Origin of the sequence: Pseudomonas sp. QD4 (genome assembly GCF_049199125.1) — a bacterium.
Taxonomy (GTDB): Bacteria; Pseudomonadota; Gammaproteobacteria; order Pseudomonadales; family Pseudomonadaceae; genus Aquipseudomonas.
In genome coordinates this window covers 43,791-61,471 of the sequence record NZ_JBLZOM010000010.1, presented here as the reverse complement: position 1 = coordinate 61,471, position 17,681 = coordinate 43,791, and the positions used below count along the sequence as shown (strand labels likewise).

Here is a 17,681-nt window from a genome sequence, read left to right as displayed (position 1 = left end):
AGTAGGCGGCGGATTATAACGACGGATTCTCGGCTGTGCTATCCGAAAAATCGGAAACGCCCATCTGCAGAAAAGTCGCGGCGAACTCATCGGCGCACAGCGGCAGGCTGACGATGTAGCCCTGGATCTGCTCGCAGCCTTCGGCGCCGAGAAATGCCTGTTGCTCATGGCTTTCGACGCCTTCGGCGATCACCGTGAATTGCATGCTGCGGCCCAGGGCGATGATGGCGCGCACGATCGCTACGTCATGAGGGTCGTCCGGCAAGCCGCGGACAAACGACTGGTCGATTTTCAGGAAGTCCAGGGGCAGGCGCTTGAGGTAGCTGAGTGAGGAATAACCAGTGCCGAAGTCGTCGATCGCCAACTGGACCCCCAGGTGCTTGAGTTGGTGCAGCACCTCCAGCGCTTCTTCGGTCTGGCTCATGATGAAGTTCTCGGTGATCTCCAGCTGCAGGAAGCCTGGCCGCAGGTGGTTGTCCTTGAGCAGTTGTTCGATGCGCCCCAGCAGGTTGGGCTGGCGCAGCTGGGCGCCGGCCAGGTTCACCGAGAGCGGGCCGAAGGGCGCATAGCGTTCGTTCCAGGCCGACATCTGCTGGCAGGCCTGCTCCAGCACCCAATCGCCGATCTGCAGGATCATGCCGTTTTCTTCGGCCAGCGGGATGAAGTGCTCCGGAGGCACATCGCCAAACGTCGGGTGCCGCCAGCGGATTAACGCCTCGGCGCCGACCAGTTCCTGATCGATAAGGCTGATCTTGGGCTGGTAGTAGAGAGACAGTTCGTTGCGCTCGATGGCGCGGCGCAGTTCGTGTTCCAGGGCGACCCGCTCGCTGGCCTGGGCGGTCAGGTCGCGGGTGTACCTTTCCACCCGGTTCCGGCCTTTGGCCTTGGAGCGATACATCGCCGCGTCGGCGTTCTTGATCAATGTGGCAACGTCGGTGCCGTCTTTGGGGTAGAGGCTGGTGCCGATGCTGGCGCTGATGAAGAACTCATGTTCCCCGGCCTGGAAGGGCGCGCTGAAGCAGTTCAGGAGTTTACCGGCAATGTGGTCGGCATCGCTGGCTTGCTGCAGCCCGGGCAGGAGGATGATGAACTCGTCGCCCCCCAGGCGCGCCACGGTATCGATGTCGCGCAACTGCTCCTTGAGGCGTACGGCAATGCCCTTGAGCAAAAGATCGCCGACCGGATGGCCGAGGCTGTCGTTGATGTGCTTGAAACGGTCGAGGTCGAGAAACAGCACCGCGCCCTGGCTGCCGTTTTCCTGCTGGCCGTTGAGCGCGGTCAGCAAGCGGCTCTCGAACAGGGTGCGGTTCGGCAGGCCGGTCAGCGGGTCATGGTGGGCTTGGTAATCGAGCCGTGCCTGGGCGTGCTTCAGGCTCGAGATGTCGGCGAACACCGCAACGAAATGGGTGATCGATTGCTCCTTGTTGCGCACGGCACTGATGGTCAGCCAGCTGGGGTACAGCTCGCCGTTCTTGCGCCGGTTGGAGATCTCGCCCTGCCAGTGTCCTTCTGCCGTCAACTGGTACCACATGGCGGCGTAGAAGGCGCTGTCGTGCAGGCCGGACGCCAGCAGGCGCGGCGTGTGGCCGAGGGCTTCGGCTTCGCTGTAGCCGGTGATCTCGGTGAATGCCCGATTGACCGCGCTGATGTGTTGCTGGGTGTCGGTGATCAGCACCCCTTCGGCGGTGCTCTCGAAGACGGTGGCGGCTTGCTGGAGCTTTTCCTGCATCACGTGGCGTTCGGTGATATCGCGGGCGATGGTCAGCATGCAGTCTTCGTTGCCGATGGGCAGGGGGCGGCTGGACAGCTCGCACAAACGGATCTGACCGTCGTTGCGCCGGATATGGCAGCTGAAATCCCGCACGTAGCCATCGCGGTTCAGCAGGTCGAGCATGTGTTTGCGCTCGTTGAGGTTGACCCAGATGCCCAGGTCCAGGGTCGAGCGATCCAGGGACATGGCGCTGTTGAATCCGGTGATGCGGCTGAAGCCTTCGTTGACCTCGATCAGCAGCCCATCGCGCTGGCGGCTCAACAGCAAGCCGTCAGGCGAGGCGTGGAAGGCCTTGGCGAACTTCTCCTCGGAGGTCTGCAGCAACTGCTGGGTCTCCTTGAGTCGACTGATATCGCGCACCACCACCACCAGCGCCGGGGTGGTGTCGAGGTCGAAGGGTTCGGCGGAAATCAGGCCGGTGAACAACTGGCCGTTGTGTCGGCGAAAGGGCATCTCCAGGTTGCGGATACTCCCGGCTTGCAGGCGCAGCAGCAGGCCCGGCCCGACGCCCTGGATCCCCCAGATATTGAGGTTGGAGGCGGTCTGGCCGAGCACCTGTTCGGCCCGCAAGCCGATCTGTTCCTCAAAGGCCTTGTTGACCTCCAGCAGGCAGCCGTCCGACAGTCGCGCGATCACCAGGATGTCCGGGCATTGCTGGAACACCGAGGCGAACTTCTGCTCGGACAGGCGCAAGGCTTCCTCGGTGTGCTTGGCTTCGCTGATATCGATCATCAGTCCGCGCATCACCGGTTCGTGGCCATGCTCGATCAGACTGACAATGTCCCGTACCCACAGGCATCGGCCATCGGCGGTGATGACCCGGTAGTCGAGGCTGTGATCACGCCCGGCGAGTACTTCGTGGTCGCAGAAGGTCTGGGCGCGGGTCAGGTCGGCGGGGTGGATGATGTTGCGCCAGAACCCCGGAATCAGCCAATGGGACAGCGGGTAGCCCAACAGCGCCTCAGCGTGGGGCGAAACGTAGCTGTAGGTGTAGTCGCTGATCCGCGCTTCCCAGGCAATGGCCGACAGGCTCTCCACCAGGCCGCGGTAGTGGTACTCGCTGCTGCGCAGTTGCTGCTCGAGGGCCACGCGCCGGGAGATCTCAGAGCTCAGGCGGCGGTTGATGCGGATCACCACCGCCAGTACCGCAAACAACAACAGCACAGTGGGCAGGCCGTAGACCAGCAGGTCTGACCAGAACGAACGGTGATCCAGCACATTGCCCACCCAGTGTTCCTGGATCACGCTGATTTCCGCAGGGGTGAGGTCGGCCAGGACCTTGTCGAGAATGCCGATCAGGATCTTTTCATCCCGTGGCGCGCCCATCGCCAGTTGATAGCGGTAGGGGGTTTCTCCGCTGACATACAGCCCATCCAGCTTGAGTTGTCGCAGGCTCCAGATGCTCGAGGCGAGGTCGCTGACTACAGCGTCGACCTGGTCGGTCGCGAGGGCCTGCAGGGCCGAGCTGACATTGGGCAAGGCCACCAGGTTCAGGTCTGGATGGTGGGTGCGCAGCAGTTCATGGGGGGCATAATTTTCCACCACCGCGATCTTCAGGCCGTAGAGCTCCCTGAGGTTGTGGGGCTGGGCGCCACCCTCATGGGCGAGGATCACGATGGGAAAGTCGAGGTAAGGCCGGGTAAAGGCCAGGTAAGTCTGGCGTTCCGGGGTCGACATGATCCCCGGCAGCAGGTCCAGCTTGCCCTGTTTCGCCTGTTCGAGAACGGCGGTCCAGCTGACCGGTTCGATCGGGTTGAGTTTTATCTCCAGGCGGCTCTGGATCAGGCTGATGTAGTCAGCGGCCAGGCCCTGGTAACGCCCGTCCTCGTCGCGATACTCAAACGGCGGCCAGGAGGCGTCGACGCCCAGGCGCAATGTGGGGTGGGCCGCCAGCCAGTCACGCTCTTCATCGGTGAGAGTCAACGCGCCAGCCGTAGCGGTCCAGGCGAGCAGCGACAGCAGAAGCACGGCCGGCAGTCTGGGCATAACCGTCTCGTTATGGCACGGGGAATGTGTCGAGTGTAGACGGCAACGCGAGGCGGGGAGGGGGAGGGAAATTTAATCTGCGTAAAGCAAAACCCCCAGCAGGGCTGGGGGTTTTGGTATCACTCGTCGAGGAAGGAGCGCAGGTGCTCGCTTCTCGTCGGGTGGCGCAGCTTGCGCAGCGCCTTGGCTTCGATCTGACGAATCCGCTCACGGGTAACGTCGAACTGTTTACCAACTTCCTCGAGGGTGTGGTCGGTATTCATGTCGATGCCGAAGCGCATGCGCAGGACCTTGGCTTCACGGGCAGTGAGGCCGGAGAGTACTTCGCGAGTCGCTTCTTTCAGGCTCTCAACAGTGGCGACATCGATTGGCGACTGCATGGTCGAGTCTTCGATGAAGTCACCCAGATGGGAGTCTTCGTCATCACCGATCGGGGTTTCCATGGAGATCGGCTCTTTAGCGATCTTCAATACCTTGCGGATCTTGTCCTCAGGCATTTCCATGCGTTCGCCCAGCTCTTCCGGGGTCGGTTCACGACCCATTTCCTGCAGCATCTGCCGGGAAATACGGTTGAGCTTGTTGATGGTCTCGATCATGTGCACCGGAATACGGATGGTGCGGGCCTGGTCGGCGATCGAGCGAGTGATCGCCTGACGGATCCACCAGGTGGCATAAGTCGAGAACTTGTAGCCGCGACGGTATTCGAACTTGTCCACAGCCTTCATCAAGCCGATGTTGCCTTCCTGGATCAGATCGAGGAATTGCAGGCCACGGTTGGTGTACTTCTTGGCGATGGAGATCACCAGACGCAAGTTCGCTTCAACCATCTCTTTCTTCGCGCGGCGGGCCTTGGCCTCACCGATCGACATGCGACGGTTGATGTCCTTGATCTCGGCAATCGTCAGACCGGTTTCGGTCTCAAGCGCAGTCAGCTTCTGCTGGCAGCGAATGATATCGGGCTGCAGGCGACCAATGGCTTCGGCGTATTTGCTTTTGCCTTTGGCCAGCGCGTCGGTCCAGCTTTCATCAACTTCGTTGCCCGGGAACTGGCGCAGGAAGTCGGCACGCGGCATGCGTGCATCACGAACGCACAGTTGCATGATCGCGCGCTCTTGTTGACGCAGACGATCCAGGGCACTACGAACACGCTCGACCAGGCCTTCGAATTGCTTCGGAACCAGTTTGATCGGCATGAACAGCTCAGCCAGGGCCAACATCTCGGCAATTGCCTGCTTGTTTGCGCGGCCGTGCTTTTTCAGCGCCTTGCGGGTGATTTCCATCTGGTCGGCCACGGCGCCAAAGCGCTGTGCAGCGATGACCGGATCAGGACCGCTTTCGGTTTCTTCTTCGTCGTCACTGGCTTCGGCGTCCTCTTCTTCGGTGTCATCGTCCGCTTTCGCGGCCTTGGCATCGACAGGCGGTGGCACTTCTGCAGCAGGCGGCGCGATGCCGTCGTCCGGGTCGATATAACCACTGAGGACGTCGGACAGGCGGCCACCTTCGGTGGTGACGCGAGTGTACTCGGAGAGAATGTGATCAACCGTGCCAGGGAAGTGCGCAATCGCGCCCATCACTTCACGGATACCCTCTTCGATACGCTTGGCGATTTCAATTTCGCCTTCACGTGTGAGCAGCTCTACCGTACCCATTTCACGCATATACATGCGCACAGGGTCAGTAGTGCGACCAATGTCGGTCTCAACCGCTGCCAACGCGGCAGCAGCTTCTTCAGCTGCGGCTTCGTCGGTATCGGCGTCGGCCAACATAAGGGCGTCCGCATCCGGAGCACTCTCGTGTACGGGGATCCCCATGTCATTGATCATGCGGATGATGTCTTCCACCTGCTCTGGATCTGAAATATCCTCAGGCAGGTGGTCGTTGACCTCTGCGTAAGTCAGATACTTCTGCTCACGACCCAGGGTGATCAACTCTTTGATACGAGACTGCTGTTGCGCTTTTCCGGACATAACACCCTATCCACTGAAGGTCTTGGCGGGCAAAAAACAAGCCGAGGATTATACCTGAGCTATGACCTCACGCGCCAGTTGAGGTCGGGCTTGATGCGGGAACATTGCGTCTTAAAAGCTCAAGTAGTTGGACTTTCTCCTCGCCACTCAAGTCACTTTGACGCGATTTCCTTAGAAGTTGCTCTAAAACACGTTCGCGTTGACGCACCGATAAACTGTTAATGGTGTCGAAAAACTGTTGTTCAAGGTTATCGCCGTCAATCAACCACTCCTTTTCTGCCAGCGCCTTGAGCAGGCGACCCTGTTCGGTGCCGTGCCAGCGCGCCATGAGTTGATGTATAGAGCGTAGCTTAGGATTTTTCTGTACGGCTTCGATCAGCGCCACCAACAACTGAGTGTTGGTGTTGTTGTCATCGGCAAAATGTCCGGCATCTTCAACTTTTTCCGCCAGTTGCGGGTGATGCAGCAGCGTACGCAGGGCGGAAAGGGTCGGCGGCTCGACTGCGGCCGGGATGCGCGGGCCGCGAGGCTGGTCGCGATCGCCCTGGCGTTTGCCCTTGGCATTCTTGTCCCAGGGCTTGTTTTCCCACTTCTTGCCGCCGCCACTCTTCTTCGGCGTCCACTCCTGCTGGGGCGCATAGGCCTCCTGCGGTTCGTGGTAATCGGCGTAATCGGGCATGGCGTCGTAATTGATGCCGGCGTCATAGGCAGGCGGCGCTTCTTGCGGCGCGCTATGTACCAATTGGCTCATGGCCTCGTTGTTGAGGCCGGTGATTTCGCTGAGGCGCTGGCGCATCAGGGTGCGCAGGTTGGCCCCGGGAACCTTGTCGATCAACGGTGACGCCAGGGTGGCCATATGGGCCTTGCCTTCAAGCGAGCGCGGATCGGCTTCATCGATCAGCTGCTGGAAGAAATAATCGGCCAGCGGCTGGGCGTGCTGATTGATGCGGGCGCGGAAGGCATCAGTGCCCTCGGAGCGCACCAGGGTGTCCGGATCTTCGCCTTCGGGCAGGAACAGAAAGCGGGCACGACGCCCATCCTGCAGGCACGGCAGCGCCGCTTCGAGTGCGCGCCAGGCGGCCTTGCGCCCGGCCTGGTCGCCGTCGAAGCAGAACAGAACACTCGGCACCACGCGAAACAGACGCTTGAGGTGTTCTTCGCTGGTGGCGGTGCCCAGGGTGGCAACGGCATTGCGCAACCCCTGCTGGGCCAGTGCAATCACGTCCATATAGCCCTCGACGACAATGATTTCGTCAAGGTTGCGGTTGTTCTTGCGGGCTTCGAACAGGCCGTAGAGTTCCTGTCCCTTGTGGAAGACCGGGGTTTCCGGCGAGTTCAGGTACTTCGGTTTGTCATCGCCCAGCACTCGGCCGCCGAAGGCGATGATCCGGCCACGGCTGTCGCGGATCGGAAACATTACCCGGTCGCGGAAGCGGTCATAGCGCTTGCCGGTTTCAGCGTTTTCGATCAGCAGCCCGGCATCGATCATGGCCTTCTGCTGCAAGGTGTCGCTGCTCAGGTGCTTGAACAGGTTGTCCCAGCCGGGCGGGGCGAAACCAAGGCCAAAATCGCGGGCGATCTCGCCGGTCAGGCCGCGGCCTTTCAGGTAGTCGACGGCAGCCTTGCGCGCGGGGTGGCTTTTGAGTGCCTGGCGATAAAAATCAGCGGCTGCGGTGAGCAGCGGGTACAGCGGCGAGTCAGTCGGTTGCCGCGGTTTGTGCGGCCGACCGCTTTCCTCGCGGGGGATTTCCATGCCGGCGGCTTTGGCCAGTTCTTCGACAGCCTGGGGAAAGTCCAGGTTGTCGTGGTCCATGATGAAGCCGAGGGCATTGCCGCCGGCGCCGCAGCCGAAGCAGTAGTAGAACTGCTTGTCGGGGCTGACGCTGAAGGACGGGGTTTTTTCTTTGTGGAACGGGCAGCAGGCCGTGTAATTCTTGCCTGCTTTTTTCATTTGCACGCGCGAGCTGACAACATCGACGATGTCGGTGCGGTTCAGAAGGTCGTCAATAAAGCTCTGGGGAATTAGCCCGGCCATGGCGTTCTCGTCATCACTGCGCGCAAGCGTGAATTGAACCGGCGCGAAGGCGTCGAAACAGGGGCGTCATGAGGCGCAAACGCAGTGCGGCTCGACCATCTGTCGTCGGCTTGATCGCTGTCGGGAAGTGTATCTGCCGAAGGTTCACTGACGTTAGTTCCAATCAGTAATCGACTATTCGAAGATGTTGCTCTGAGTCCGACTGCGGCCCGTGGGAGGCCTCGGATAGCTCATAAGCGGGCGCTGGAGAAGGGCGCCTTGGGCTGATCGTCTGTAGGAAATCAGAAAAAGTGTGCTCGTCAGTAGCCTTGGAAGGCTCGTCAGAAGAGACGTGCACCGCTGGCGATAAGCCAGGTCTGACGTGGTGAAGCAGGTTGTCTCGGTCGCATGGGCGGCTTTGACAGTGAAGCATCAAGCGATATCCGCAAATGCCATTAGCCCGGCTGAGGGCCGGGCTTGGCAGAAGCTTGCAGCGAACGTCTGTGTATTAGTACAGACGAACGGCGCGGCGCTGTTCGCGCTGAACTTTCTTGGCGTGACGCTTAACAGCGGCTGCTGCTTTACGCTTACGCTCAGAAGTCGGCTTCTCGTAAAATTCGCGGCTACGAACTTCAGCCAGAACACCGGCTTTTTCGCAGGAGCGCTTGAAACGACGCAGAGCTACGTCGAAGGGTTCGTTCTCTTTAACTTTGACGGCTGGCATCCAGAGCTACCTTCATTCATTACCGGGGTCAACGTTCTCGTCGCAAAAATCACGGCTGAGGTCGTCGGTTTTTAAGGGTTGCGGATGTTAACCCCTCATCGCTCGGAATGCAAAGCCTCTGATCGAAAACCGCTGGTCGGGCGCGGGAGTGGCGACTATTATGCGCGCCTTCGAATTTAGCCTCTACAAGGCGCAAACCCATGCTAGTACTGGGATTAGAAACCTCCTGCGACGAGACCGGCGTCGCGCTCTACGACAGTGAACGCGGGCTTTTGGCCGATGCACTGTTCAGTCAGATCGACCTGCATCGCGCCTACGGCGGCGTGGTGCCGGAGCTGGCCTCGCGTGATCACGTCAAACGCATGCTGCCGTTGATTCGCCAGGTGTTGGCGGAAGCCGACTGCGTGCCGACCGAGATCGACGCCATTGCCTACACCGCCGGCCCGGGACTGGTCGGAGCCTTGCTGGTCGGGGCTTCCTGTGCTCAGGCCCTGGCGTTTGCCTGGGGCATTCCGGCCCTGGGTGTGCATCACATGGAAGGCCATTTGCTGGCACCGATGCTGGAAGAACAGCCGCCGGAGTTTCCGTTCGTCGCTTTGTTGGTTTCTGGTGGGCATACGCAGCTGGTTCGGGTCGATGGGATCGGCCAATACGAACTGCTGGGCGAGACCCTGGACGATGCCGCAGGCGAAGCTTTCGACAAGACGGCAAAGATGATGGGGCTCAATTATCCGGGTGGTCCGGAGATTGCTCGCCTGGCGAATCAGGGCGTGGCCGGGCGCTTTGTCTTTCCGCGGCCGATGACCGACCGTCCGGGCCTGGAGTTCAGCTTCAGTGGCTTGAAAACCTCGGCACTCAATACCTGGCAGCAACGCGTCAGTGCTGGGGACGACGGCGAGCAAACCCGTTGCGACATCGCGCTCGCGTTCCAGCAGGCGGTGGTGGAAACTTTGACCATCAAGTGCAAGCGTGCGTTGAAGCAGACCGGTTTCAAGCGTCTGGTGATCGCCGGCGGCGTGAGCGCCAACAAAGCCCTGCGTGTGTCGCTGGAAAAAATGCTCGGGGATATGAAGGGCCATGTGTATTACGCCCGCCCCGAGTTTTGCACCGATAACGGCGCGATGATCGCTTTTGCCGGCTGTCAGCGCTTGCAAGCCGGGCAGCAGGAAAGCTTGGCGATCAGCGTGCAGGCGCGCTGGCCCATGGAGCAACTGACGCCCTTGTAGGGCGTTAGGGGTGTTTCTGGTCAGCGAGCTTGAACGGTTTTCACCGGACGATTCAGAAATGCCGTTCGCGCCCGGCAAACAGGTCGCGTAAATTGCCCCGGTGGCGCCAGACGATCAGCAGCGTGAGCACGCTCATCGGCAGTAGCGCTTCCGGTTCCTGCCAGGCCAGTAGCGGCAAGGTCAGGGGCGTGGCGATCAGTGCGGCCAGCGAGCTGGTGCGGGTCAGGTAGAACGCCAGGACCCACGCGGCCATGGCCAGCAGGGCGGCTGGCGGGTAAAGCCCGAGCAGCATGCCGGCGGCGGTGGCGACACCTTTGCCGCCGCGGAAGCGAAAGTACAACGGGAACAAGTGGCCGAGAACGGCGCACAGGCCGATCCAGGCTTGTTGTTGCAGTGAAAGGCCTGCCACGGCGGCGATCAGGACGGGCAAGAGCCCTTTGCACAGGTCGCCGAGCAAGGTCAGGACGGCGAGTTTCTTGCCGGCCAGACGCAGCATGTTGGTGGCACCGGCATTGCCCGAGCCACTCATTCGCGGATCGGGATTACCCGTCAGGCGGCTGAGCAAAATGGCGAAGGACAGAGAGCCGAGCAGGTAGGCGAGGAACGCCAGTAACCAAAACATGCTAACTATTCCGGGCGAGGACGCCCTGATTCTAACGGCGCATTGCGCCCTTGTCGTGCTGCGGAGAAGAGTGCTTGGACAGAGTGTTTATCGAAGGCCTGGAAGTCGACACCGTGATCGGTGCCTATGACTGGGAGCGCGGCATCCGTCAGTGCCTGCGTCTGGACCTGAGCTTTGCCTGGGATAACCGCCCGGCAGCTGCAGGTGATGATCTGACCCTCGCGCTCGATTACGCAAGCGTCTCGTCGCGCATTCAAGCCTTCGCCGAGCAGGCGCAGTTCCAACTGGTCGAAACCTTTGCCGAGCGTCTGGCCGAGGTGTTGATGAGCGAGTTTCATATTCCTTGGCTGCGCCTCAAGCTGACCAAGCCCGGCGCAGTTCCCGCCGCCACCGGTGTTGGCGTGGAGATCGAGCGCGGATGTCGCTAACTCAGGTTTTTCTGGGGCTCGGCAGCAATATCGAGCGCGAAACCCATTTGCAGGCCGGGCTCGAAGCCTTGGCCGCGTTTCTGCAGGACATGCGCTGCTCGGCGGTGTTCGAGAGCCAGCCGGTGGGGATCAAGAGTGGCCCGTTTTTCAACCTGGTGGTGTCGGCCTTCACGGATTTGCCGTTGAACGAGCTGGATCGTCGTTTGAAATTCATCGAGGCGGATAACGGCCGTTATGCCCCCGATCGCATAGGCCTGCCGCTGGATATAGACGTGCTGCTGTATGGCGATCTGGTTGGCAATTTCGATGGCCTGATCCTGCCCCGTGCAGAAATCCTGAAAAATGCATTCGTGCTCTGGCCGTTGTCGCTGATGGCGCCCGAGCGCCTGCATCCGGTTGCCGGGCAGAGCTTGGGCACGCTTTGGCGAGAGTCGCAGATCAATCAGGTGCTGGCGCCCGTGGCCTTTGAGTGGCGCGGTGTGCAGCTGACGCCGCCGGGGCTCTGATCGCGCCTGGCTTGGCGGTGGCGGACCTGCTGACGGGCAGGCCTGCCGGACCTGTGCTCAGGGGGCGTGTTGTTCCTTGTAGGCTTTCAGTGCTTTGAGGCGTTCCAGCCTCAGGGCTTCCCCCAGCTTTGGCCCCTTGAACCCTTGTTCCAGCAGCGGTTGTACCGCGACCGCGCGTGCAGCATTGGCGGCGCCTCGCAGGTAGTCGGCCTGCGGGTAGGTGCGTGATTCCAGGCCAAGGCGCCCTCGGGCGTCCATCTCGCAGGCGGCGATAAACTCCTCGAAGCGCTGCGGGCGGCGGTAGATGTCGAAGCTTTGCAGCAGTTCCAGCAGAGTCGAGGCCCGCAGTTCAAGGGCGCGATGACCATGGGTGTGATATTGGCCGACCAATAGCGCCAGTTCCTGGCAGTCCCGCGGCACCTTGAAGCGTTCATTGATGGCCTTGATCGGCGCCAGCCCCTTTTGCTCATGGGCGATGTGCTGCGGCCACTCATCCTGCGCCGTAAGTCCTTTGCCCAGGTCGTGCAGCAGGCAGGCCCAGCGCACCGTCAGCGGCTGCTGATGTTGCGCGGCCTGTTGCAGCACGCTCAAGGTATGCACGCCGGTGTCGATTTCCGGGTGATGCGCTGCAGGCTGAGGAACGCCGAACAGGGCGTCGACCTCGGGCATCAGCACCTTGAGGGCGTTGCAATCGCGCAACACCTGGATAAATACCTGAGGCTGGTTTTCCATCAGGGCGCGGGAGATTTCCTTCCAGCTGCGTTCGGCGGTCAGGGCTTCCAGCTCGCCTGAGGCGCTCAGTTGGCGCATCAGTTCCAGAGTCTCTGGCGCGACGGTGAAACCCAGATCGGCATAGCGCGCAGCGAAGCGGGCAACTCGCAATACCCTGAGGGGATCTTCGGCGAACGCGGAGGAAACATGGCGGAGCAGGCGGGCTTCAAGATCCTGTTGGCCATGATAGGGGTCGGTCAGCACGCCCTGGGCATCCTCTGCCATGGCATTGATTGTCAGGTCTCGCCGGATCAGGTCTTCTTCGAGAGTGACCTCGGGGCTGGCATGAAAGGTAAAGCCGCCGTAGCCTCGGCGGCTTTTGCGCTCGGTGCGCGCGAGGGCATACTCTTCGCCGCTTTTAGGGTGCAGGAATACCGGGAAGTCGGCCCCGACCGGGCGAAAGCCCTGGGCCAGCATTTCTTCGGTTGTTGCGCCTACCACCACCCAGTCGATATCAGTGACCGGCTGGCCGAGCAAGCGATCGCGCACTGCGCCGCCGACCTTGTAAATCTGCATAAAAAACCTCCGTTAGCCCGACAGGATAACCCTTGCGTCGAACTTCCGGAGGTCTGATCTCGGCTTAAAGATGGATGACGGCCAAGTCCAGGCGGCCGTAGTCACCTTCGCTGTGCTCGCCCTTGGGCGGCACGTGGTGGGTTTTCATGATCTGGTCGCCCTGCAGGGTTTCCAGGTGAATGTCGAACCCCCAGAGGCGGTGCAGATGCTTGAGCACCTCATCCGTGGAGTCGCCCAGGGGCTTGCGGTCATGTTGCTGGTGACGCAGGGTCAGCGAGCGGTCGCCGCGGCGGTCGATGCTCCAGATCTGCACGTTGGGTTCGCGATTCCCCAGGTTGTATTGCGCAGCCAGGGTTTCGCGGATGGTCCGATAGCCCCCTTCATCGTGAATGGCTGGCACCAGTAGGTCATCCTTCTGGTCATCATCGAGGATGCTGAACAGTTTCAGGTCACGGATCACCTTCGGTGACAGGTACTGCAGGATAAAGCTTTCGTCCTTGAAGCTGCTCATGGCGAACTTGATGCTCGACAGCCAATCTGTCCCGGCCAAGTCCGGGAACCAGTGGCGGTCCTCGTCGGTGGGTTCTTCGCACATACGACGAATATCGCGATACATGGCGAAGCCCAGGGCGTAGGGGTTGATGCCGCTGTAGTAGGGGCTGTCGAAGCCGGGCTGCATGACCACGCTGGTGTGCGAGGTCAGAAACTCCATCATGAAACCGTCGGTCACCAGGCCTTCGTCATACAGGTCGTTCATCAAGGTGTAGTGCCAGAAGGTCGCCCAGCCTTCGTTCATCACCTGGGTCTGGCGTTGTGGGTAGAAATACTGGGCGATCTTGCGCACGATCCGCACGATTTCACGCTGCCAAGGCTCCAGCAGCGGCGCATGTTTTTCGATGAAATAGAGGATGTTTTCCTGAGGTTCGGCGGGGAAGCGCGCATTGTCCTTGTCGCTGTATTTGTCCGCGCCTTTGGGAATGGTGCGCCACAGGTCGTTGATCTGCTTCTGCAGGTGTTCTTCGCGGTCCTTCTGCCGCCGCCGTTCTTCTTCGGCCGAAATCGGGTATGGGCGTTTGTAGCGATCGACGCCGTAATTCATCAGGGCGTGGCAGGAGTCCAGCAGGTCTTCCACCGCGTCGATGCCGTGCCGCTCCTCGCACTGCATGATGTACTGCTTGGCGAACACCAGGTAATCGATGATCGAACTGGCGTCGGTCCAGGTGCGGAACAGGTAGTTACCCTTGAAAAAGCTGTTGTGGCCATAGCAGGCGTGAGCCACCACCAGGGCTTGCATGCAGATGGTGTTTTCTTCCATCAGGTAGGCAATGCATGGGTCCGAGTTGATCACGATCTCGTAGGCCAGCCCCATCTGGCCGCGGCTGTAGGATTTTTCGGTGCTGAGGAAGTGTTTGCCGTAGGACCAATGGTGATAACCCAGGGGCATGCCGACTGACGCGTAGGCGTCCATCATCTGCTCGGCGGTAATGACCTCGATCTGGTTGGGGTAGGTATCCAGGGCGTAGCGGTCCGCGATACGGCTGATTTCGCGGTCGTAGGCCTGGATCAGCTCGAATGTCCATTCCGAGCCGGTAGAGATGGGCTGGCGTTTCTGCTCTCTGGCGGTCATGTCACTAACCTGCGCTGGAAGAGTTCACGGAAGACCGGATAGATATCTCCGGCCGAGACCAATTGCTGCTGGGCGAAGGTGTCAGAAAAGGCGTCGGCGATTCGCTCGTATTCGAACCACAAGGCCTGGTGTTCACGTGGGGTTATTTCCACGTAGGTGTAGTACTGCACGAAGGGCATGATCTGATTGATCAGGATGTCCCGGCAGATCGGTGAGTCGTCGTTCCAGTTATCACCGTCCGACGCCTGGGCTGCGTAGATGTTCCATTCGTTGCTCGGATAACGCTCGGCCATGATCTCCTGCATCAGCTTCAGGGCGCTGGAGACGATAGTGCCGCCGGTTTCCCGGGAGTAGAAGAACTCCTCCTCGTCGACTTCCCTGGCGCTGGTGTGGTGACGAATGAAGACGACATCGATCTTGTCGTAATTGCGCTTGAGGAACAGGTACAGCAGGATGAAAAAGCGCTTGGCGATGTCCTTGGTCGCCTGGGTCATGGAGCCTGAGACGTCCATCAGGCAGAACATGACAGCCTTGGAACTGGGGTTGGGTTGCTTGACCAGCAGGTTGTACTTCAAGTCGAAGGTGTCGAGGAAGGGCACGCGATGGATGCGCGCGCTGAGTTTCTCGATTTCTGCTTCCAGTTCCTGGATATCGCCGAAGTTGTCCGGTTCTTCCCGCTTTAATCGGGCCAACTCCTCTTTTGCTTCCCGTAGCTTGGCGCGGCTGCTGCCGGACAGGGCGATGCGCCGTGCGTGGGCCGAGCGCAGGGTGCGGATGATGTTGATGCGCGACGGGTTGCCTTCGTTGCTGATGCCGGCGCGTACGGTCTTGAAGGTATCAGTGCCGGTCAGGTTGCGTTTGACCAGGTTGGGCAGTTCAAGGTCCTCGAACATGAATTCGAGGAACTCCTCCTGGGTGATCTGGAACACGAACTCGTCCATGCCTTCGCCGGAGTTGCCGGCCTTGCCCAGACCTTTGCCGCCGCCGCCCCCTTGCGGGCGGGCGATATGCTCGCCGCTGGTGAACTCCTTGTTGCCGGGATGCACCACGGTCTGTTTGCCGCCGCGGCCATGGTGAAGCACCGGCTCGTCGATATCGCGACCGGGAATGCTGATTTGTTCGCCATGCTCCATGTCGGTAATGGAGCGGCGGCTGACGGCCTCTTCGACGGCCTTTTTGATGTGGTCACGGTAGCGCCGCAGGAAACGCTGGCGGTTTACCGTGCTCTTGTTCTTGCCATTGAGACGTCGGTCGATCACATAGCTCATGGTGGCCCTCCGGGCAGCTTCAAGTTGTGAGCTGCAAGCTGCAAGCAGAAGCGACTACCCGGATTTCCGGTTCACACACTTCTTTCTTACAGCTTGTAGCTAGAAGCTTGCAGCTGCGTCACTGCGACTTCCGGACCCGTAGGTACCATTCGGAAAGAAGCCGTACCTGTTTGTCGGTGTAGCCGCGTTCGACCATGCGTGTGACGAAGTCGTTGTGTTTCTGCTGGTCCTCTTTGCTGGCCTTGGCGTTGAAACTGATGACTGGGAGCAGGTCTTCGGTGTTGGAGAACATTTTCTTCTCGATAACCACCCGCAGTTTTTCGTAGCTGAGCCAGGTCGGGTTTTTGCCATTGTTGTTGGCACGGGCGCGCAGCACGAAATTGACGATCTCGTTGCGGAAATCCTTCGGATTGCTGATGCCGGCCGGTTTTTCGATTTTTTCCAGTTCTTCGTTCAGTGCCACGCGATTGAGGATCTCGCCGGTTTCCGGGTCGCGGTATTCCTGGTCCTGGATCCAGAAATCGGCGTAGAGCACATAGCGGTCGAAGATGTTCTGTCCGTACTCGCTGTAGGACTCGAGGTAGGCGGTCTGGATTTCCTTGCCGATGAATTCAATGTAGCGCGGCGCCAGGTATTCCTTGAGGAAGCGCAGGTAGCGTTCCCGGGTTTCGGCCTGGAATTGCTCCTGTTCGATCTGCTGTTCCAGCACGTACAACAGGTGCACCGGGTTGGCGGCGATTTCATGGGGGTCGAAGTTGAACACCTTGGACAGGATCTTGAAGGCGAAGCGGGTCGAGAGCCCGTTCATCCCTTCATCCACCCCGGCGTTATCCCGGTATTCCTGAATCGACTTGGCCTTGGGATCGGTGTCCTTGAGGTTTTCCCCGTCGTAGACCCGCATTTTGGAGTAGATGTTGGAGTTTTCCGGCTCCTTGAGCCGCGAAAGCACAGTGAACTGCGCCAGCATCTTCAAGGTGTCAGGCGCGCAATGGGCCTTGGCCAGGGAGCTGTTGAACAGCAGTTTGTCGTAGATCTTGATTTCATCGCTGACCCGCAGGCAGTACGGCACCTTGACGATGTAGATACGGTCGATGAAGGCTTCGTTGTTCTTGTTGTTGCGGAAGGTGTGCCACTCCGATTCGTTGGAGTGGGCCAGCAGGATCCCGGTGAACGGGATCGCTCCCAGGCCTTCGGTACTGTTGTAGTTGCCTTCCTGGGTGGCGGTCAGCAGTGGGTGCAGCACCTTGATCGGTGCCTTGAACATCTCCACGAACTCCATCAGGCCCTGGTTGGCCCGGCACAAGGCGCCAGAGTAGCTGTAGGCGTCGGCGTCGTTCTGCGGGAACTCTTCCAGCTTGCGGATATCGACCTTGCCCACCAGCGCGGAGATGTCCTGGTTGTTTTCATCACCCGGCTCGGTCTTGGCCACGGCGATCTGGTTGAGGATCGACGGATAGAGCTTGACCACCCGGAACTGGCTGATATCACCACCGAACTCGGAGAGCCGCTTGGTGGCCCAGGGCGACATGATGGTATTGAGGTAGCGCCGAGGAATGCCGAAGTCTTCTTCGAGGATGGCGCCGTCTTCAGTGGCGTTGAACAGCCCCAGGGGCGACTCGAAGACTGGTGAGCCCTTGATCGCGTAGAAGGGCACCTTCTCGATCAGTTGTTTGAGTTTTTCCGCCAGGGACGACTTGCCGCCGCCCACCGGGCCGAGGAGGTAGAGGATCTGTTTCTTCTCTTCCAGGCCCTGAGCGGCATGGCGGAAGTAGGAGACGATCTGATCGATGCATTCTTCCATTCCATGGAAGTCTTCAAAGGCCGGATAGCGGCGGATCACCTTGTTGGAAAAGATCCTCGATAACCTCGAATTGGTCGACGTGTCGAGCAGTTCGGGCTCGCCAATGGCCAATAGCAGGCGCTCGGCGGCGGAGGCATAGGCGCTTCGGTCCTTTTTGCATAGCTCCAGGTATTCCTGCAGCGAGAACTCTTCCTGGCGTGTGGATTCGAAGCGTTGTTGGAAGTGGCTAAAAATACTCATGACGTCACCTCGCTCGATACGTGGAGCCGTCGCCGGATCAGTCAGTCAAGTGCTGGCATGCAACTGAAAGTCCAGTTGCTGTTTACCCCCCAGAACACTTTCAAAGCTATCTACCTTGAAAGCTAGTACCGATGACCCGTGCGCCGGTGTACCGGCTCTCCCCTGATTTGGATGGCCTGAGGCTAAGGATAGTTCGGAATCCGAGAGGTAAAGG

Annotated in this window: 12 protein-coding genes; 3 read left to right on the top strand and 9 right to left on the bottom strand. The window is 60.0% G+C overall.

The window, feature by feature from the left end; translation table 11 throughout:
• Window positions 1-13: 13 nt before the first annotated feature.
• From ACOZJV_RS32630 to rpsU, 4 genes are all read right to left on the bottom strand, one after another.
• Complete coding sequence (locus ACOZJV_RS32630; protein ID WP_201128281.1) at window positions 14-3,757, bottom strand: EAL domain-containing protein; 3,744 nt, start codon at window positions 3,755-3,757, stop codon at window positions 14-16.
• Window positions 3,758-3,876: 119 nt separating this feature from the next.
• Entirely contained in the window at window positions 3,877-5,724 is a 1,848-nt protein-coding gene (rpoD, locus tag ACOZJV_RS32625) for an RNA polymerase sigma factor RpoD (protein WP_078472865.1), read from the bottom strand.
• Between the two features lie 67 nt (window positions 5,725-5,791).
• Window positions 5,792-7,759 carry a DNA primase gene (gene dnaG / locus ACOZJV_RS32620; protein WP_201128280.1) on the bottom strand — a complete coding sequence of 656 codons (1,968 nt, stop codon included), beginning with the start codon at window positions 7,757-7,759 and terminating at the stop codon, window positions 5,792-5,794.
• Window positions 7,760-8,246: 487 nt separating this feature from the next.
• Entirely contained in the window at window positions 8,247-8,462 is a 216-nt protein-coding gene (gene rpsU / locus ACOZJV_RS32615; RefSeq protein WP_002551877.1) for a 30S ribosomal protein S21, read from the bottom strand.
• 200 nt (window positions 8,463-8,662) lie between these two features.
• On the opposite strand from rpsU, the gene tsaD reads away from it, so the two are divergent.
• Window positions 8,663-9,688, top strand: coding sequence for a tRNA (adenosine(37)-N6)-threonylcarbamoyltransferase complex transferase subunit TsaD (gene tsaD / locus ACOZJV_RS32610; protein WP_078472867.1), 1,026 nt, complete (start codon window positions 8,663-8,665; stop codon window positions 9,686-9,688).
• 52 nt (window positions 9,689-9,740) lie between these two features.
• On the opposite strand, the gene plsY is transcribed toward tsaD, so the two are convergent.
• Complete coding sequence (gene plsY / locus ACOZJV_RS32605; RefSeq protein WP_421549400.1) at window positions 9,741-10,310, bottom strand: glycerol-3-phosphate 1-O-acyltransferase PlsY; 570 nt, start codon at window positions 10,308-10,310, stop codon at window positions 9,741-9,743.
• A gap of 74 nt (window positions 10,311-10,384) precedes the next feature.
• On the opposite strand from plsY, the gene folB reads away from it, so the two are divergent.
• Together folB and folK are read left to right on the top strand one after the other, a co-directional pair.
• On the top strand, window positions 10,385-10,738 hold the full coding sequence (folB, locus tag ACOZJV_RS32600; protein WP_020295457.1) for a dihydroneopterin aldolase: 354 nt from the start codon (window positions 10,385-10,387) through the stop codon (window positions 10,736-10,738).
• A complete protein-coding gene (folK, locus tag ACOZJV_RS32595) occupies window positions 10,729-11,244 on the top strand; it encodes a 2-amino-4-hydroxy-6-hydroxymethyldihydropteridine diphosphokinase (RefSeq protein ID WP_078472870.1) in 516 nt (171 codons plus the stop codon). Before folB ends, folK begins: the two co-directional genes overlap by 10 nt.
• 57 nt (window positions 11,245-11,301) lie before the next feature.
• Here the strand turns inward: folK and ACOZJV_RS32590 are convergent, their stop codons facing one another.
• From ACOZJV_RS32590 to ACOZJV_RS32575, 4 genes are all read right to left on the bottom strand, one after another.
• Window positions 11,302-12,531, bottom strand: a complete 1,230-nt coding sequence (locus tag ACOZJV_RS32590) for a multifunctional CCA addition/repair protein (protein WP_421549399.1) — start codon at window positions 12,529-12,531, stop codon at window positions 11,302-11,304.
• 64 nt (window positions 12,532-12,595) lie between these two features.
• Window positions 12,596-14,158, bottom strand: a complete 1,563-nt coding sequence (locus ACOZJV_RS32585) for a SpoVR family protein (RefSeq protein ID WP_421549398.1) — start codon at window positions 14,156-14,158, stop codon at window positions 12,596-12,598.
• On the bottom strand, window positions 14,155-15,426 hold the full coding sequence (locus ACOZJV_RS32580) for a YeaH/YhbH family protein (RefSeq protein ID WP_421549397.1): 1,272 nt from the start codon (window positions 15,424-15,426) through the stop codon (window positions 14,155-14,157). Before ACOZJV_RS32580 ends, ACOZJV_RS32585 begins: the two co-directional genes overlap by 4 nt.
• A gap of 118 nt (window positions 15,427-15,544) precedes the next feature.
• Complete coding sequence (locus ACOZJV_RS32575) at window positions 15,545-17,467, bottom strand: PrkA family serine protein kinase (protein WP_078472873.1); 1,923 nt, start codon at window positions 17,465-17,467, stop codon at window positions 15,545-15,547.
• Window positions 17,468-17,681: the final 214 nt, after the last annotated feature.

Bases quoted from the DNA above. Each gene is read 5' to 3' on its own strand.
- ACOZJV_RS32630 (WP_201128281.1), bottom strand. From the start codon at position 3,757: ATGCCCAGACTGCCGGCCGTGCTTCTGCTGTCGCTGCTCGCCTGGACC.
- plsY (WP_421549400.1), bottom strand. From the start codon at position 10,310: ATGTTTTGGTTACTGGCGTTCCTCGCCTACCTGCTCGGCTCTCTGTCC.
- ACOZJV_RS32590 (WP_421549399.1), bottom strand. From the start codon at position 12,531: ATGCAGATTTACAAGGTCGGCGGCGCAGTGCGCGATCGCTTGCTCGGC.
- ACOZJV_RS32580 (WP_421549397.1), bottom strand. From the start codon at position 15,426: ATGAGCTATGTGATCGACCGACGTCTCAATGGCAAGAACAAGAGCACG.
- tsaD (WP_078472867.1), top strand. From the start codon at position 8,663: ATGCTAGTACTGGGATTAGAAACCTCCTGCGACGAGACCGGCGTCGCG.
- ACOZJV_RS32585 (WP_421549398.1), bottom strand. From the start codon at position 14,158: ATGACCGCCAGAGAGCAGAAACGCCAGCCCATCTCTACCGGCTCGGAA.
- rpoD (WP_078472865.1), bottom strand. From the start codon at position 5,724: ATGTCCGGAAAAGCGCAACAGCAGTCTCGTATCAAAGAGTTGATCACC.
- folK (WP_078472870.1), top strand. From the start codon at position 10,729: ATGTCGCTAACTCAGGTTTTTCTGGGGCTCGGCAGCAATATCGAGCGC.
- ACOZJV_RS32575 (WP_078472873.1), bottom strand. From the start codon at position 17,467: ATGAGTATTTTTAGCCACTTCCAACAACGCTTCGAATCCACACGCCAG.
- rpsU (WP_002551877.1), bottom strand. From the start codon at position 8,462: ATGCCAGCCGTCAAAGTTAAAGAGAACGAACCCTTCGACGTAGCTCTG.
- dnaG (WP_201128280.1), bottom strand. From the start codon at position 7,759: ATGGCCGGGCTAATTCCCCAGAGCTTTATTGACGACCTTCTGAACCGC.